The organism is Streptomyces lasiicapitis, from assembly GCF_014646335.1.
In the GTDB taxonomy this organism is placed as follows: Bacteria; Actinomycetota; Actinomycetes; order Streptomycetales; family Streptomycetaceae; genus Streptomyces; species Streptomyces lasiicapitis.
On the sequence record NZ_BMNG01000026.1, the window covers coordinates 4,532 to 19,786 of the forward strand.

Here is a 15,255-nt window from a genome sequence, read left to right on the forward strand (position 1 = left end):
AGGGGGTCGGCGGCGCGGAGCGTGGGCACGGGCGCGGAGCGCACGGGACCATCCGCCGACTCCCGCAGCGCGTGAGGGCGCGGAGCGCCCGGCTTGCCCGGCACGGAGTGGCGGGCAGGCACGCGGCCAGGCGAGGGGCGGCGCGGAGCGGCGCCCCTCGCCGTCCGGCGGCGCGGTCGCCGCGCGCCCTCACCCCACCCCGCTGCGCCCCACCGCGCACCAGTGCCGGTCGGCCCCCCGCACAACGGCCACGACAACAACAGCCCTCGCGAGCGGGCCGGGCGCAGGAGCGATGGCCGACTTCACCGGCTGACGGTTCAGTCGTCCGTGGCAGGCAGGCGGGCGAGCCCGGTCTCGTTCATGATGCGCTCGACTGTGGCCTCCAGCGGGGCGTCGGCGCCGATCACCGTCTCCAGTCGGCCGGGGAGCAGGTCGCGCTCCCGGTACCACTCCTGCAGGTGGCGCTCGTTCACCTGCGCCAGGTACTGCGGGTCGGCCTTCGAGGCGTGTCGGACCAGCGTCTCCTCGAGCGGGATGTCGAGGTAGTAGCAGCGGGAGGTGCCGCGGTGGTCGGCGACCAGGCGCGCGAGCATGTCGCCGTAGCGGTCGGCGTACAGGATCCCTTCGACCACGACGTGGTAGCCGGCGTCGAGCGCGTAGCGGGCGGTCAGGTCGATCAGCCCGATGTTCTTGCCGCCCGGCACGTCCCGTTCACGCAGCACGATGCGCCGGAGGTTGTCCTGACCGACCAGGGCCAGGCCGCGGCCAAACCGGTCCCGGATCCCTGCTGCCACTGACGACTTGCCTGATGCCGAGTTCCCGCGCACGACCACGAGCCGGGTCTTGTTACTTCCCACGATCACCCGCAGCACCGTAGCCGCCGCCACCGACACGCGACGCCGACCGTGCCTCGTCGTCCGGTCCTATCGGCGTGTGGCCTGCGTGTTCTGCCGCGGGCGGGCTACCGTCTTGGTACGGCCAGTCGCGTACCGCCGTTCGCCACCGCCCTCGGGCCCACGCCGCCTCAAGGCACTCACGTGGTCAAGGTCTTTCGAGTCCCGCGCAGCAGCTCCTGAAACTTCGGCCCGTCGTTGCATGGGCAGAGGGCGTGGCTCTGCCCGTGAGGAGAACGTCGTGCCCAAGGGACAGTCCACGGCAGCGCAGCACGCCCGGCGAGAAGCCCGGCAAGGATCCAAGTACACGATCGCCCTCCGGCGGCAGCAGGCCGGCGGGGGCGAAGGCCAGGTGGTGCAGTTCCTGGCACCCGTGTTGTGCGAGCACGTCCATGTTGTCAGCGGTATCGGGGCAGCGTGGGCTCGGCAGGGTCTGCGAGTCCTGCTCCTGCGGGAGCGCAGGTGGGAGTCGCCTCGCCCGCGCATGCGGATGGTTCCCCGAAAGGGGCGCCGCCTTCCGTCCTGGGTCGTGGAGGATCCGGCTCCGCGGTCAGGTCCGAAGACCGAAGTCCTGTGGAGTGCCCAGGAGGGAACCGGACAGCTCTCCGACATGCTGATGCACTGGGACGCCGAGGAGGAAGGCTCGAACGGCTGGGATGTTCACCTTCGGGAGGCCCTCGTCACCGCCCGCAGGGACTTTGATCTCGTCGTGCTCGTCCCGTGCTTCGAGTCATACCTCTGGCGGCCCTTCGCCGAAGCCGACCATCTGTTCGCGCTCACGGATGTTGGTGATCTGCCCCGCTCGGAGCGCCGACTGGCGCTGAACGGCAGTGAGCAGTTGCCACTCGAACGACAGCTCACTCCCAGACAGAGCGCGGCGATCCTGCGCGATCGCCATCTGTCGTTCCTACACGATCAGGATCACCGTCACCAGGTTGCGGTGCGAGGTGTGATCTGCCATGGCGCCACGGCTGTTCGCGACGTCGCCCCCGCCTTCTACGACAGCGTGAGCCTCGACATGACCGAGAGCGGATTGCCCTTGCTGGGCTGGGTGACCCTGCCGCGGAAGTTCAGGCCGCATGTTCCGTCTGCCGAACTGGCCGGAGACGACCCGTTCGTGACGGCGCACGCCGTGGCCGCCGACGCCGCGCTTCGGACGCTGCCCCTGGTGTGCCCATCACGCTGAAGAGCGCGGAATCCGGCCCCGCCCTCTGACCGGCTGCGGGGCCGGCTCACCCGACTAGGCCGGGCGCCATTCACCCGGCTTGGCAACAGCGGCTGCTACACGCTCGCGTACGACAGCGGCGTGCGGGCCGCGCCTGAGTGACGAGGGCGCGAGGTGCGTGAAGCGCAGATCGACGAAAGCGGTCTGCTCCACGTCGCCCAGGCGCAGCATGTGCGGGGCGGTGTCGTAGAAGTCGATGCCGAACGGGGTGCGCCGCAGCGGAAGGCCGAAGTCGGGATCGGAGAGGGCGTCGGCCAGGCGATCATCCTGCCAGGCGATGCCCGGCCGATGGTCGAGGTCGAAGCACCAGCGCATCGCCTTCGAGCGGCAGGTGCCGGCGCCGAAGGGGTGTCCGATGTAGGCGCTGACGTCGTCGGCGCATGCGACCTGGTGGAAGACCGGCAGGCGGCGCAGCAGGGCGCTGGCGCACCATGCTCCGCGCAGGAAGCGGCGCGACCACTCATCGGTGTAGTACTCCTGATGGAAGAGGAGTTCAGCATCGGTCCAGGCAGCGCGGTTGCGCCAGGTCGGTTCCCATCCGCGGTCAAGCGTCTCGGTGAGCTTGTCGTGCTCGATCCGCTTCCACACCGATACCGCGGGCCCGGTCAGCACGAGCGACGTGTGCTGGCCGAGGCGGTGCAGCTCGATCGCCCGGTCGGTGTACTGGCGGATCCGTACGCCGGTGATACCGAAGACCTCGCTGGTCGGATCGTGGGAGGGCAGGAGGGCGCGCAGGACCCGCTCGGCGTGTGCCTCGCTCTCGACGTGCAGGGTGAGCGACTCGCTGCGTGGGATGACGCGGCGGATACCGAAGGTGTAGGCAGTGAACTCGTAGCGGCACCTGATGAGCTCACGCAGCGCATACGTCTCGAAGACCTGCTGGTCTCCCACTGCTTCGGGGATGAGCGCACGCGTCTGCTGCAGCGCCGCGCGGGCTTGGTCGTAGGACTCGCCGGTGAACAGGCCGCGGCGGGTGGCAAGGCGGCTCAGGCGGTCAGTGCGCATGTCAGGGTCCCGTCCCCGTGCTGCTCGGCCCGTGCAGCACGGTGGGCATGACGAAGACCGTGCGTGTGACGTATTGCGGTGACGCGGTGAAGCCGAGCTCCTTCGCTTCAGCCCCTGGATGCCGAATGGGCCGAGACGTCCAGGAGAAGCGCGGCCCCATCGTGGCCACGCTCCCGACGGTAGGTCATACCGTGCGTGCCGGCGGGCATCCAGCGAGGACGGCGTGTCCAGAACTCACCTTGGGGTCGGCCGATCGCCGAGGTCGGCGTCTGCGGCCCAGGCCTGCCACACGTACGCGGCTGCCCGCGCGTAGCGGGCGGCTGGTGATCTTTCGTCGTCGAGGGTGTCCTCGTCGCTCGTGCACTCCCACCACATCTGGGCGGCCAGCGTGGCCAAGGCCAAGGCGCCTTCCGGCGGGAGTCGGTCGGCGGGCGTGTGTTGCAGGAGCTCGTCCATGGCCTTCCACTGCTCCGGGGCAAGGAGGCGGGCGGCTTCGATGAAGGTCAAGGGGAGGGTTCGTGCGGCGTGCCGCGCGGGCGAGTAGACGATGTGGCCGTCGTCCTCGTCGGTGACGGTGAACTGGCCGATGGGGCGCAGCAATCGTGTGCTGCCGTCGTACCGGGTCAAGGTCAGTTCGACCGTGCCGCTGACCCCGTCCTCCCGGACATCGGTGACGACGCCCTGGTGCACTGAGTCGCGGCTGGGCCGCTCGTCCTCGCTGCTTGCCCATCGGTCGTCAAGGACGACCCGGCGTCCCCGCAGAGCAGGCCAGCCAACGGCGGCTGTGTCACGCAGTTTCGAGTTCACAGATCCCCATCGATTGATCGGCAGCGGACAGTGCACGGCCCCACTTCTACCGAGCGCACAACGCGTCGGGCTATACGGGCGGCGAGTGGATCTGAGCCGGGCGGCGCGTGCCGCGTCGGCCGTCGTGGACCGCGGCGAGCACTTCCTGGGGCGAGGGCTGCTGCTCCGCGCTGAGGTAACGGGTGCCCTCCCCCTCCGGCGGCCGCCCGGACTCCCGGCCGATCGGGTGCCGGCGGCTCGTCGCTGTCCGCCACCCGAAGCGCTCGTCCCACACCAACGCCGGCACCGGCGCGTTGAAGGCGAGCACCACGGCTGCGGCCAGCACGTCATCGGCCACGTGCACCACGGCGACGTCCTGGTGCTGGGCCAGGCCGTCGGAAGCGAGCGCGTCGGCCACGTCCTGGACGTAGGGCCGCACTGCCCGAGCCCGCAGTTCGGTGCGTGCGTAGGCGATCGCCGTGCGGTGCACGGCCGTCGGGTAGCCGAGCTGGCTCGCGGCCGCTGCCGGCGTCAGGGTCGGATCGGTGGCGAGCAGGTCGGCGACGCGCTCGCCGCGCAGGCGGGACAGGGATCGGGTGGCCGTCACGTACGACAGGCCGAGTTCGGCCATGACGGTCTTCGAGGTGACCGCGGCATCGACATCGAGCAGCGCGCTGACCCTCTGGGGGATTTCGTCGCGGGGCACCATGTCGCCGCTGCCGCGCGGCCGGCCCGGATTGCCTGCGCGGCCCGGTCCGGCCTGCCGTGCCGCCTGGTACGCGGCCGCGATGTGCCGCGGGCAGTGCTCCACGCCTTTGATCTTGACCAGGTGCGGCTTGATCTGGGGGTCCGTCTTATAGGTGTCCCAGGACCTCGGCGACACCTGCAGCAGGGCGGCCGCCTCGTTGCGGTCGAGCAGGTCCTGGTCGTCGTCCGTGTCCGGGAGCGCGGGAACGGGCTCGTCGGCGTAGTGGGCCGCGGTCTGCTCGCTGTCCCAGAGCAGCACTCTCGCGTCGTCCGAGCTGATCGGTGCGGGGAAGTCCTCGGCGGTGTACGGCTTGTGCTTGGCGAACGTGCTCGGCTTCATGCCCGTGACCGGGTACGCGGCATGGGCCAGCTCGTCCCGTGTCTGCACGAACTCGGTGCGTCCGGCCCGGATCACACCGGCCACCCCGGCCGCAGCACTGCGCACGGCGAATCAGCACTGTGCGGGACGCGGCGCACCTCTACGTGCGGCATGGGTGGACTCCTTGGCGAGGCACGGGATTCGGGGCCGCCGGCCACCAGGCCGACGAAAGAAAACTATCGGGCTTTCGAGAATGAGGGCAAGGAACGGCCCCGTTCTCCGCGGCGCCTCGCTACACTCGACACCGTCCACGTCCTTCAGGTTCGCCTTCAGGTAGTGGTCTTCGAGGCCGGCGCTCTTGCCACCCGCTTCGGCGGATTGGGCGCCGGCCGACTCATCCCCCACCTCGACCAACTACACCGCCATGTCGGCGAGCGGGAAGACGCCCCAGCTCCACTCGTCGTGGTCGTCGGTTTCGGCCATGAGGACCTGGTCCTCGCCCGTGGTGTCTGCCTGCTTCCGCGCCTGGCCTATCGCCGCCAGAAGCGCGGTGTGGAAGTTCTCGGGCAGCGGTGGGGTGCGCTTCCCCATGTACGTGCCCTCCTGGGCCAGCGCGACGGTCTCCTCCGACTCCAGCCGGGACGCGATGAGCTTGTGCCGATCGCAACTCAGATAGGTGATGGCGTCGGCCCGCACCAGGATGGATGTTCTGCGCTCCTGCAGGGGCGTGTCGAGCACCCAGACGTCCGCCATGGAGATCCCCCTCCTCAAATGACCAAGGGGTTCATCATGCCCCTTCATATGAGCGGGGAGTTGAGCTCTGGCGGGATCCGGTTGTCCGTAACCCGGTCGCCCGGTCTGCGTTGTCCGATGCGATGAACGACACAGTGATCGACTTCAGCAGGGTGTGGGACTTCCTCGAGGACCAGGAGGAACGGGTGGCGCTCATGAGCCAGGGCGAAGTGAGAGTGGCGTTCACACTGGCGCAGTGGATCAGGACTCACGATGACGGCGAGGCCGGCGAGCTCGCGGCCGCCTTCGTCGTCCAGCTCGCCGGACGCATGCCGACTCTGGACTGAGCTACCGGCCTGGACCGCGCGGCAACCCACCCGCCCATCCCCTCGCTCCTGCCGGATGATGAGCAGGTCTGTCACTTGCGTCGGCGGAACCAACGGCCCAGACCTCGGCGGCGCGGGTGCGGTGGAGGAAGCCGAGTCTCAGGCTGCGGGGGCCTGGACGGCCGCGGCGGATTCGCAGGCGGTGCAAGGGCGGCGGAGGCGGGGCCCTCCTCAGGTTTTGCCGGTGAGGGCTCATGGGGCGCGACAGGCCCGCCGGGCGGTGGTGATGCGAGAGCGTTGCCGGGCGGTGGACTGCTCAGCGGAGGCGGCGGCGCTACTGCTGGGGAAGGGAATGGCTCGACTCCTGCGGGCGGATTGCCAAGCGGCCGAGGAGCGGGTTGTCGGCGCGGGACAGCAGGGCGCTTGGGCGGCTTGGGGCGGCGTGCGCGCTCCTCGGTCTGGGCGATGACGCGTTGGCGGGCCGTGACGGAGGGTGGGCAGGTCGGCTCGGAGACCTGCCCGGTCTCCTCATCGAGACTCCAGTACGCGACCTGCCAGTGCTCTGTGGCGAACAGGCGCAATTGTGGGGTCCGGCCCTTGGCGAAGATGTCCCAGTCGCCGACGGCCAGGACGTGCATCCCGATCCCGAGGGGCTTGATGAGGGTGTCGAAGGCGGAGCGCAGCAGCACATCGAAGCGCCCGGCGCCGGCGGGTACGTCGGCGCCGAGGACGGCGTAGGGGCGGCCGCTCTTGGCTTCGTGCCCGATGCGCTGGACGGTTCCGTACAAGGCGATCGGGTGGGTGATCGGTGTCTTCGCGCGGCGCAGCTCGTACAGCCGGGCGTATGAGGTGGGTGCGGGGCCGTAGCAGAACTCTCCCCAGGGGATGGGGCGTTTGCGGCCGTGGGGTTGGACACGGAAGCGGTTGACGATCTCTTCGTCGAAATCGTGCAGCTGCAGGAAGCGGGCGACCTTCGCGGCGCTGTTGATGAGCGGGGGCAGCAGCGGCCGCACCGTGGTGATGTTCTGCCCGGCGGTCTCTCCGGGTACCGTGCCGTCACCTGGCGGTGGGGCTTCGGGGAGGCCGGTCAGGTCCTTGGGGAGGGTCAGGCGCAGGACGCCGGAGTCGTCGACGTGGGCCAGGTCGTGGGCGCCGTGGGCGATCGCGGTGATGACCGTGGTCGGGTTCAGCGGGCAGGTTCCTTCGTGCTCGGTGCTCGGAGCGAGCCGGAACTGTGCCCGGTAGGTGCTGCCGTTGCGCTTGGTGTAGCCGACCACCGATACGACGGCGCTCGCGCACTTCCAGCAGATGAGCGGGGTCCGCTTCAGCGCCTCTGCGTACTCGCCGGCGATCTGGTACGCGAAGACGTGACGCTTGGTCTTCTCCACGCGGGCCCGGTGCATCTCCTCCCCCTCCGCAGCCACCGATACTCAGAGAACTCACCTGATCACGCCCCCGTGTTGGAAAGGAAGAGGGGGGTCAGTGAGCGTGGGCCGGGAGAAAGATCATTTCCATGGCGCAGTGGCTTAAAATGCACCCGTGCCCGATCCGCAGCGCTACCGCGTCACCCTCACCCGCTCCGGTACCCGCATCGCGCAGGGCTGGTGGGGCGACCACGGCGGCCGCCCCGGCACCCGCATCGAGCTCGCCGAACGCGACGGCGACGAATGGCGTGTACTGAAGAGCTGGCCGTAGCCGTCTACTCGGCCGGGTCCTCCTCCGCGTGCCGGACGGCGGCCTTCACCGCCTGCTCCAGGTCGTTTCGGGCCATGGTCACGTCATTGCGCGCGGCGTACTCGGTAACCGCGGCCTGGAAGTCCTCGGCGGCCGTGCGCCAGGTGCGCCACTGCTTCTCGTAGGCCTCGCCTTCGAGGCCCGCGAGCCTGGCTCGCGCCTCCTCGGCGGAACGTTCCTTCTTGATCAGCTCGACTGGGGGCTTGAAATCGCTCACATGGCCAGATCTTAAGCCTCACCGCAGGTCACGCCGACCATCCGACTTACCGCCCACACGGGTGGCGCACCCCCGGAATCCGGCGCGGCGCACCTCCGGCTCCCGCTACGAAGATCACGACCCTGTTGTCGTGCTCTTCGGAGGAGATCGTGCGCATCCGCGCCGCAGTCACCCTTGCCGCCCTCGCTGCCCTGCTCGGCCCCACCACCACGGCGCACGCTGCCGACCCCGGTGACACCGTCAACCTGCCTGTTCGTGAGGCCCTCAGCGCCCTGGCCGTCGCGGACGAGGACCGCACCGGCTACACCCGCGACAAGTTCCGCCACTGGATCGATGCCGACCGCGACGGCTGCAACACGCGCGCCGAGGTTCTCCTCGAAGAAGCCGTCACCGCACCTGAGCAGGGCGCCCGCTGCACCCTGACCGGGGGCCTCTGGTATTCGCCGTACGACGACCGGTGGGTCGACGGGCCCCGCACCATCGACATTGACCACCGCGTCCCTCTCGCTGAAGGCTGGGATTCTGGGGCGAAGTGGTGGACTGCCGCCGAGCGCCAGGCCTACGCCAACGACCTCAACGACCCCCGCGCGCTGATCGCGGTCACCGCCGCCAGCAACCGCTCCAAGGCCGATCAGGACCCGGCCACCTGGATGCCCCCGGCCGCCGGCAACCACTGCGAGTACGCGACCCAGTGGGTCGCGATCAAGACCCGCTGGAGGCTCGCCGTCGACCCCAACGAAGCAGCAGCCCTCAACAACTCCCTGGCCGCATGCCCGAACACCCCCATCGAGGTGGAGCTCGCCCGCTAAGCCCTGGGCCCGCGCACGCCTCCCCAGCCGACGAGCACGGCGCCGGCTGCACCCTCTCCATGGCGGGTGCAGCCAGCGCCGTTCCGGGTGAGAGGGCGCGGCTACTGACCGTGGGCCAAGCGGAGCTGACCGGGTGCCTTCGCCAGGGCCGCGGGTTGGATGACGTCGCTGCCGTAGCGCTGTCGCGCCCGGTCGGCCACGGCTTCCAGGAGCAGCGCCTTGTCCAGGGAGGCGTCGAAGGTCAGTTGCCGGGTGGTGTGTTCGGCTGGGCGGAGGTTCTCCCCTCGCAGGCTCATCGCCCGGACGCGGGCCCGTTGGAGGGCGAGGCTGTCGTAGAGGGTGTATGTGGCGTCGGCGAGTATGCGGGTGTGGCCGGTGGGCTCGGGCAGGGTGCGGCTGCGCGTGGTCGTGGTGTTGTCGGCGTAGCGGACGGTCAGGGCGAGGCCGGCGGCGGCCTGGCGGTCTTCGCGCAGCCGGGCCCCGAGTTGTCCGGCCAGGTCCAGCAGCACCCGGCGGTGCTCGGTGGCGTCGAGTTCGTCGCGGGGGAAGCGGTGTTCGGCGCTGGTGGAGCGCAGGATTGCTTCTGGGGTGACGGGCCGGAGGTCGTGTCCGTGGGCCCGTTCGTGCAGGGCGCGTCCGGTGGCGGTGCCGAGCAGGCGCTGGAGGGTGAGCAGCGGGGTGTCGGCGATGTCGCCGATGGTGTGCAGGCCGTGGAGGGTCAGGGTGCGTGCGGTGGCGGGCCCCACTCCCCACAGGGCGGCCGCGGGGCGGGGCCGCAGGAAGGCGTCGATGCCGGCAGGGTCGGCGGGCACGGCGGTCGTTCTGCCGGGCGGGGTGGCGGCGGCGGCCATGGTGGCGAGCATGCGGTTGGGGGCGGCCGCGAGGGTGGTGTGGAGGCCGTACAGGGCGAGCACGCGCAGCCTGACCACGGCGGCCAGGCCTGTGGTGTCGCGGTCGAAGTAGCGCAGTGCGCCGGTGACATCGAGGTCGGCGGCGTTCGGCGGCACGGGCTGGACGAACGGGGTGATGCCGCGGAGCAGGGCGAGGACCTCCTCGTACAGGTCCGTGTCCGCGGGACCAAGGCCGTGGAGGTGAACGTGGAGGATGCTGCGCGCGGGCGCGTTCATGGCCATCACCCCGCGGATCCGGGACTGCGGTGGCCCAGGCGGCGTACGTCGGCCGCGCGGCTGCCGGCGGGCTGCAGGTCGGCGTAGGGGTGGAGCTCGGCGCCGGCCGTCCCGTCCTTCAAGGTCCGGTCGCTCTCCGGGCGTTCACCGGCGGTCTGGGCCGGAGTGGGTGCGAGGGTGGTGCGGCCGAGGAGTTCGAGGGCGGCCGCGGGGCCGTGGTCGCGGCGGGCGGCAGCGACCTCTTCCAGGTCCCAGACCATGTCGCCGACGACCGTGCGCCGTCGGCCGCGGCGCTCCACGGTGCCGCGGACCAGGAGCAGCCCGCAGTGGAAGACGGTGTGGGCGCAGGCGTCGTGGGAGTCCTCGAAGAACGCGATGTCGACCAGGCCGGTGCCGTCCTCGAGGGTGGTGAAGATGACGCGTTTCCCGGAGGGGATGGGCGGGGTCTGGGTGGAGGCCCGTACACCGGCGACCAGGACGCGCTGGCCGGGGTGCAGGAACTGGAGCTGGGTGGCGGTGGTGGCGCCGAGCTCGCGCAGCAGGCGGTGGTGGTGCTCCATCAGGTGGTGGGTGACGTCGATGGACAGCACGTCGAGCTCGGCGGCCAGCCGTTCGCGGCCGCTCATCTCCGGCAGCCCGCTGGACCCGGCGGTGACGAGGTCGCCGCCAAGCGGCAACTGCCCGTCCGCGGCCGCCCGCTGAGCCGTGTGCCGGTGCAGTTCGGTGGCCTGCAGTAGCAGGTCGCGGCGGCTCGCCCGGCCCTGCAGCGCGCCGAGGGCGCCGATCTGGATCAGGCGCTGGATCACGGGCAGCGACGGGCGGGCCCGCTGGTGGAGGTCCTGGAGGCTGGTGTAGGGGTGGCCGGCCTCGATCCGGGCGGTCTCGGCCTCCCTGATGCCGCGGACCGTGGACAGCGCCAGACGGACCCCCCACCCGGCGGCGGTCCGCTCGACGCTGTGGGCGATGCGGGAGGCGTTGACGTCTACGGGCAGGATCGGGACGTGGTTGCGGCGGGCGTCGGAGACGATCACCCGCATCGGCCACATCCCCGGATCGTGCTCCAGCAGCCCGGCGTAGAACGCCGCGGGGTGATGGGCCTTCAGCCACGCGGACTGCACCGCCGGCACGGCGAACGCCACCGCGTGCGCCCTGCAGAACCCGTACGCGCCGAACTCCTTGATGACCGACCACACCTCGTCGACGACCGTGGTGCTGTAGCCGCGCTCGCCCGCGGTGGTCTTGAACCAGACCTCGACGCGCGGCAGGCGGTCGGGATCGGCGAGGGCGCGACGGGCGACGTCGCCGGCGGCGCGGTCGCAGCCAGTCATCTTCGCCAGGATGGCGATGATCTGCTCGTGCCAGATCACCACGCCGTAGGTGTCGTTGAGGATCGGCTCCAGGTCAGGGTGGGGATAGTGCGGCGCCGCGGCGCCGTGCCGGGCGGCGATGAACCTCGCGGGCATACCGCCGGCCACCGGGCCCGGCCGGAACAGCGAGATGTCCGCGATCACGTCCTGCATGTCGGCCGGCTGCAGGCGGCCAATCAGGTCCTGCTGGCCCGGACTCTCGATCTGGAAGCACCCGAGCACGTTGCCCCGCTTGATCAACGCGAACGTGTCCGGGTCGTCGAGGGGGACGTGGTCGGGGCTGTCGAGGTCGAGCTGGCGGCCGGTGGTGCGGCGGATCTCTGTGACAGCGTGGGCCATCGCCGACTGCATCCGCACGCCCAGCACATCGAGCTTGACCAGGCCCAGGTCCTCGACGTCCTCCTTGTCGGCCTGCACCATCGGGTAGCCGCCAGGGGTGGGCTGCACCGGGAGCCGGTCCAGCAGGGACGCGTTGGAGAGGATCACGCCGCAGGGGTGCATGGCGTAGCCGCGGGGCAGCCCGTCCAGGCCCGCGGCGAGCTCCCACAGCGGCCCGAACTCGTCCGCCTCGGCAGCCAGTTGTCGTAGTTCAGGCAGTTCCTTGAGGGCGTGCGGGATGTCGCAGGCGCGGATGTGCGGAAACGATTTGGCAATCCGGTCCACCACCTGGGGCGCCAGCCCGAGGGCAAGGCCGGTGTCGCGCAAGGCGTGCCGGGCGCGGTAGGTCTCGGGCATGCCGGTGACCGCGACCCGCTCGGCCCCGAATCTCTCGATGATCGCGTCGTAGACGTCCAGGCGGCGCGCGGACTCCACGTCCAGGTCGATGTCCGGCAGCGACGTCCTGCGCTCGCTCAGGAACCGCTCGAAGAGCAACCGGAAGTCGAGCGGGTTGGCCGTGGCAACGAACAGGGTGTGATTGACCATGCTCCCGGCGCCGGAGCCGCGGGCGGCGACCCGCACGCCCATCGCCCGTACATCCGCCACCACCTGGGCGACCGCGAGGAAGTACGCCTCGTAGCCCAGGCGCCCGATCACGCCGAGCTCGTACTCCAGCTGTGTGCGGGCCCGCACATCGCGGTCCAGGCCACGGGCGAGCATGCCCGCCTCGCAGCGCTGGCGCAGCAGTCGCATCCCCTCCCCCGCTCCGCGCCCGGCACCGACCACCTCCGGCTCGGGGAAGTGGGGCCTGCCGATGCCCAGGTCGGCGACGGGGTCCACGACGCACGCCTCCGCCGTGCCCGCGGTCTCGGCGAGCAGGCGCGCGGCGCGATCGGCACCGGTACCGGCGGCTGCGGCGATCTGATCGGCGACCTGCGCCATCGCGACGCTGTCCTTCAGGTGGCGCTCGCCGGGATCCAGCGGCCCGCGGTGCGGGATGGGGCGCAGCAGGCGGGCGGCGTCCAGGACATCGGCGAGGCGGTGCTGCGCGGGGTGGGCGTAGCGGACGGCGTTGGCGAGCACCACGCGGATGCCGAGGCGGTCGCCGAGGGTGAGGGTGTGGGCGGCCAGCCGAGTGGTGCCCGCACCGAGCCCGGCCTGTCCGTAGGAGACGGCCTCCAGGCGAAGGTTGTCGCCGGCCAGCTCCCGCCACGGCGCCAACAGCCGCTCGGCGACGTCGGGGCGGCCCGCGGACAGCGCGCGCACCGGCTCGCTGGCCGGACCGAGCAACACGACCAGGTCCTCGGCAGCGTGCTCGCACAGGGCATCCCAGGAGGCGACGGGCTGACCGTTCAGGGGGTGCGCGTGCGCGGCCGACACCAGGCGGCACAGCCGCGCCCACCCGGCCGCCGACCGGGCCAGGAGCACGATGCGCAGCGGCGCCTGGGGCACGTGCGCGCCACCGCGTACCGGGGTCCGCGGCCTCCGGGACAGCTGCGCGGGAGCGTGGGCGGCGACGGCCAGGTCGACGCCGAACACGGGCCGGACATTTTCCTTCGCGCAGGCCTTGGCGAAGCGCGCGGTACCGGCGACGGTGTCGCGGTCGGTCAGTGCCAGCGTGGTCATCCCGCGCTCGGCGGCCGCGCGTACGAGGGCGTCGGGGAGCGAGGCGCCGTAGCGGGCCGAGTACCCGGAAGCGACATGGAGGTGGCTAAAACTGGGCACACCATGCCTCCCATCTCCACCCCTTTCACCCGCTATCTCACGAGACGCCCCACTGGTATCGAATCTCTGTTCGAACAATAGTAGCGCGCAGATACGCAGGTCACGAAGCGATGCTGTCGGCAGGAGACCGTGGCGGCCGCCCCTCCCGGCCAGCAGAGCAGGACGGAACCCGGCCGAGACCGCAGGATGCGTAGGCGCCCACCCCCGTGACATCACGCCCCGCAGTGCCGTTGAACCGTGCGACACCCGGTTCACCGCCCTGCCCTGGGCAAGGTGCCCGGCGACGGAAGACCGCCACGGGGCGACCACGTCCTCGCTACCCCCGGCGGTCCCCAACCACCGAGGGGGCCCAGTGGAGCCGTCGGACACCTCCGCCGCATTCGAGGCGATCGTGCGGGCCGAGCGCTGGCGGGAGCGGCAGGAACAGCTACGCGGCGAACCGGGGCAGCTGCGCGCCCGCCGTCATGGGCCCGCCAGCCGGGCCCTCCCGACGTACATCAGCGGGGCCATGCTCGGCGTCATGGCCGGGCTCGGCGCCGGAGCAACGCTCGGCACCAGCTTGATCGTCAATGCGGTGCCCGCTGCCGTGGGGGGACTACTCGGCGTGCTGGGCGCCCGCCGGTATCTGCGCTGGCCGCAGGCATAGGGCGGCGGGCCCCGAGCACCCCGTCGCGGATGGTCTCGCAGCTGCTCGCCAACGCCTCTCAACTGCCTGAGTTGGACACCTGAAACGCTCATTCATGACGTGCGGCCTCGTCCGGCAGCGGGCCGTCGAGTTCGATGGCCGCGCCGTTGAGCCGCAGCAGAGCCCGGTCCCGGCCGCAGGTGCTGGAGGGGGTGTAGACGGCGCCGGGGATAGCCACAGGTGAGTGGGTGAGGAGCCGGGCGATGTCGTCGGTGGCCCGTCCGTACCTCCAGGTCAGGCAGTGGCGGGCGTTAGCGCGCCGGGCGGGCGCGGTGCTGGCGCGGCGGTTGTACCCGCCGGGCCAGAGGTGGAGGCGGGTCATCAGAGCGCTGTGCAGAGAGGTGTGGGCGGTGGTGGCCCAGTGCGGGGCCGCGGTGGCTTCGCTGGGGGTGAGGCCGCGCTCGCGCCACACCAGCCGGTGGATCCAGATGGCCGGTTGGTGGTCGTCAGTGTCGATCGCGCGATCGCCCATCAGCAGGTCCACGTCGTTGACGTCCAGTCCGCTGCGGGTGTCGAGGAGTTCGACCTGACCGCCGGTGGGCAGGTGGTGCAGGAGCAGGCGGCGCTTGCCCAGATCGGCGAGGCGTACGCCGGGCAGGCCGGCGAGTTCGATGGTGCCGTCGGCGAATTCGCGGACGGTGGGCAAGAGGTACAGGGCGACGCGCGCCGCGGTGTTGGTGCGGATGACGAGTCGGTCGGTCCGAGGGCTCACGGAGTTGAAGTACGTCTCCAGATCGGCGAAGGAACGGCCGCGGCTGCGGTCGAAGGGGTGCTCGCGGACGGGACTGAAGAAGCAGTCGAACAGCATCGCCTGGAAGGCCTGCTGCCCTGCGTGCGCGATGTCGAGCACGATGCGGCCGCTGGGGCGGCGGATGACCCGCAGGTCGCGATCCGGGAGGTTCAGGAGTTCGCGGCAGGTCGCCAGGCGCATCTTGTCCTGGGAGAAGGGCATAGCGGTTCCCTCGTCAGCTGCGCCCGGATCAGCAGCGGTATGGGGAGTTCCGCGGTACGGCGGGTGATCGGTGGAGTGGCGACTGGGTATCGCACCCTTGGGCCTGTGAGTTCGTCCGGGGCGAACTGCGCGGCAGCCAGCCGGTCTGCCACGGCTGTGCGGAACACCGTAGCCCGGCATGTACCCGCGACACGCAGCAGCCCGGTACGCACGGCACCGGATCACCCG

General features: G+C 71.0%; 15 protein-coding genes. 5 read left to right on the top strand and 10 right to left on the bottom strand.

Annotated elements, in window-relative coordinates:
- Positions 1-317: 317 nt before the first annotated feature.
- On the bottom strand, positions 318-860 hold the full coding sequence (locus tag IEY91_RS38945) for an AAA family ATPase (RefSeq protein WP_373288120.1): 543 nt from the start codon (positions 858-860) through the stop codon (positions 318-320).
- Positions 861-1,134: 274 nt separating this feature from the next.
- Between IEY91_RS38945 and IEY91_RS38950 the strand changes: the two genes are divergently transcribed.
- Positions 1,135-2,079, top strand: a complete 945-nt coding sequence (locus tag IEY91_RS38950; RefSeq protein ID WP_189177522.1) for a hypothetical protein — start codon at positions 1,135-1,137, stop codon at positions 2,077-2,079.
- 54 nt (positions 2,080-2,133) lie between these two features.
- On the opposite strand, the gene IEY91_RS38955 is transcribed toward IEY91_RS38950, so the two are convergent.
- From IEY91_RS38955 to IEY91_RS38970, 4 genes are all read right to left on the bottom strand, one after another.
- On the bottom strand, positions 2,134-3,123 hold the full coding sequence (locus IEY91_RS38955; RefSeq protein WP_189177523.1) for a hypothetical protein: 990 nt from the start codon (positions 3,121-3,123) through the stop codon (positions 2,134-2,136).
- Positions 3,124-3,357: 234 nt separating this feature from the next.
- Positions 3,358-3,813: a hypothetical protein gene (locus tag IEY91_RS38960; protein ID WP_189177524.1), complete on the bottom strand. Its 456-nt coding sequence runs from the start codon at positions 3,811-3,813 to the stop codon at positions 3,358-3,360.
- A 187-nt stretch (positions 3,814-4,000) separates the two neighbouring features.
- Complete coding sequence (locus IEY91_RS38965) at positions 4,001-5,101, bottom strand: DUF6292 family protein (protein ID WP_229697644.1); 1,101 nt, start codon at positions 5,099-5,101, stop codon at positions 4,001-4,003.
- A 288-nt stretch (positions 5,102-5,389) separates the two neighbouring features.
- Positions 5,390-5,728 carry a hypothetical protein gene (locus IEY91_RS38970; RefSeq protein ID WP_189177525.1) on the bottom strand — a complete coding sequence of 113 codons (339 nt, stop codon included), beginning with the start codon at positions 5,726-5,728 and terminating at the stop codon, positions 5,390-5,392.
- Between the two features lie 122 nt (positions 5,729-5,850).
- On the opposite strand from IEY91_RS38970, the gene IEY91_RS38975 reads away from it, so the two are divergent.
- Complete coding sequence (locus IEY91_RS38975; RefSeq protein ID WP_189177526.1) at positions 5,851-6,054, top strand: hypothetical protein; 204 nt, start codon at positions 5,851-5,853, stop codon at positions 6,052-6,054.
- 71 nt (positions 6,055-6,125) lie between these two features.
- Here the strand turns inward: IEY91_RS38975 and IEY91_RS42450 are convergent, their stop codons facing one another.
- Positions 6,126-7,436, bottom strand: a complete 1,311-nt coding sequence (locus tag IEY91_RS42450; RefSeq protein WP_189177612.1) for a hypothetical protein — start codon at positions 7,434-7,436, stop codon at positions 6,126-6,128.
- Positions 7,437-7,572: 136 nt separating this feature from the next.
- Here IEY91_RS42450 and IEY91_RS38985 point away from each other — a divergent pair, with 136 nt between their 5' ends.
- Positions 7,573-7,728 carry a hypothetical protein gene (locus IEY91_RS38985; RefSeq protein WP_189177527.1) on the top strand — a complete coding sequence of 52 codons (156 nt, stop codon included), beginning with the start codon at positions 7,573-7,575 and terminating at the stop codon, positions 7,726-7,728.
- Positions 7,729-7,732: 4 nt separating this feature from the next.
- On the opposite strand, the gene IEY91_RS38990 is transcribed toward IEY91_RS38985, so the two are convergent.
- Positions 7,733-7,984, bottom strand: a complete 252-nt coding sequence (locus IEY91_RS38990; RefSeq protein WP_229697646.1) for a hypothetical protein — start codon at positions 7,982-7,984, stop codon at positions 7,733-7,735.
- Between the two features lie 149 nt (positions 7,985-8,133).
- On the opposite strand from IEY91_RS38990, the gene IEY91_RS38995 reads away from it, so the two are divergent.
- On the top strand, positions 8,134-8,793 hold the full coding sequence (locus IEY91_RS38995) for an HNH endonuclease family protein (RefSeq protein ID WP_189177528.1): 660 nt from the start codon (positions 8,134-8,136) through the stop codon (positions 8,791-8,793).
- A 101-nt stretch (positions 8,794-8,894) separates the two neighbouring features.
- On the opposite strand, the gene IEY91_RS39000 is transcribed toward IEY91_RS38995, so the two are convergent.
- Together IEY91_RS39000 and IEY91_RS39005 are read right to left on the bottom strand one after the other, a co-directional pair.
- Positions 8,895-9,920 (bottom strand): DNA polymerase Y family protein, encoded by a 1,026-nt coding sequence (locus IEY91_RS39000; protein WP_189177529.1) that lies wholly within the window; start codon positions 9,918-9,920, stop codon positions 8,895-8,897.
- A gap of 5 nt (positions 9,921-9,925) precedes the next feature.
- Positions 9,926-13,390 (bottom strand): DNA polymerase III subunit alpha, encoded by a 3,465-nt coding sequence (locus IEY91_RS39005; protein WP_229697647.1) that lies wholly within the window; start codon positions 13,388-13,390, stop codon positions 9,926-9,928.
- Positions 13,391-13,742: 352 nt separating this feature from the next.
- Here IEY91_RS39005 and IEY91_RS39010 point away from each other — a divergent pair, with 352 nt between their 5' ends.
- Positions 13,743-14,036: a hypothetical protein gene (locus IEY91_RS39010; protein ID WP_189177530.1), complete on the top strand. Its 294-nt coding sequence runs from the start codon at positions 13,743-13,745 to the stop codon at positions 14,034-14,036.
- An 88-nt stretch (positions 14,037-14,124) separates the two neighbouring features.
- On the opposite strand, the gene IEY91_RS39015 is transcribed toward IEY91_RS39010, so the two are convergent.
- The gene (locus IEY91_RS39015) at positions 14,125-15,027 is read right to left on the bottom strand and encodes a hypothetical protein (protein ID WP_189177531.1); all 903 of its coding nucleotides are present in this window, start codon (positions 15,025-15,027) and stop codon (positions 14,125-14,127) included.
- Positions 15,028-15,255 lie beyond the last annotated feature (228 nt).

Bases quoted from the DNA above. Each gene is read 5' to 3' on its own strand.
- IEY91_RS38975 (WP_189177526.1), top strand. From the start codon at position 5,851: ATGAACGACACAGTGATCGACTTCAGCAGGGTGTGGGACTTCCTCGAG.
- IEY91_RS39000 (WP_189177529.1), bottom strand. From the start codon at position 9,920: ATGAACGCGCCCGCGCGCAGCATCCTCCACGTTCACCTCCACGGCCTT.
- IEY91_RS42450 (WP_189177612.1), bottom strand. From the start codon at position 7,436: ATGCACCGGGCCCGCGTGGAGAAGACCAAGCGTCACGTCTTCGCGTAC.
- IEY91_RS38970 (WP_189177525.1), bottom strand. From the start codon at position 5,728: ATGGCGGACGTCTGGGTGCTCGACACGCCCCTGCAGGAGCGCAGAACA.
- IEY91_RS38955 (WP_189177523.1), bottom strand. From the start codon at position 3,123: ATGCGCACTGACCGCCTGAGCCGCCTTGCCACCCGCCGCGGCCTGTTC.
- IEY91_RS39015 (WP_189177531.1), bottom strand. From the start codon at position 15,027: ATGCCCTTCTCCCAGGACAAGATGCGCCTGGCGACCTGCCGCGAACTC.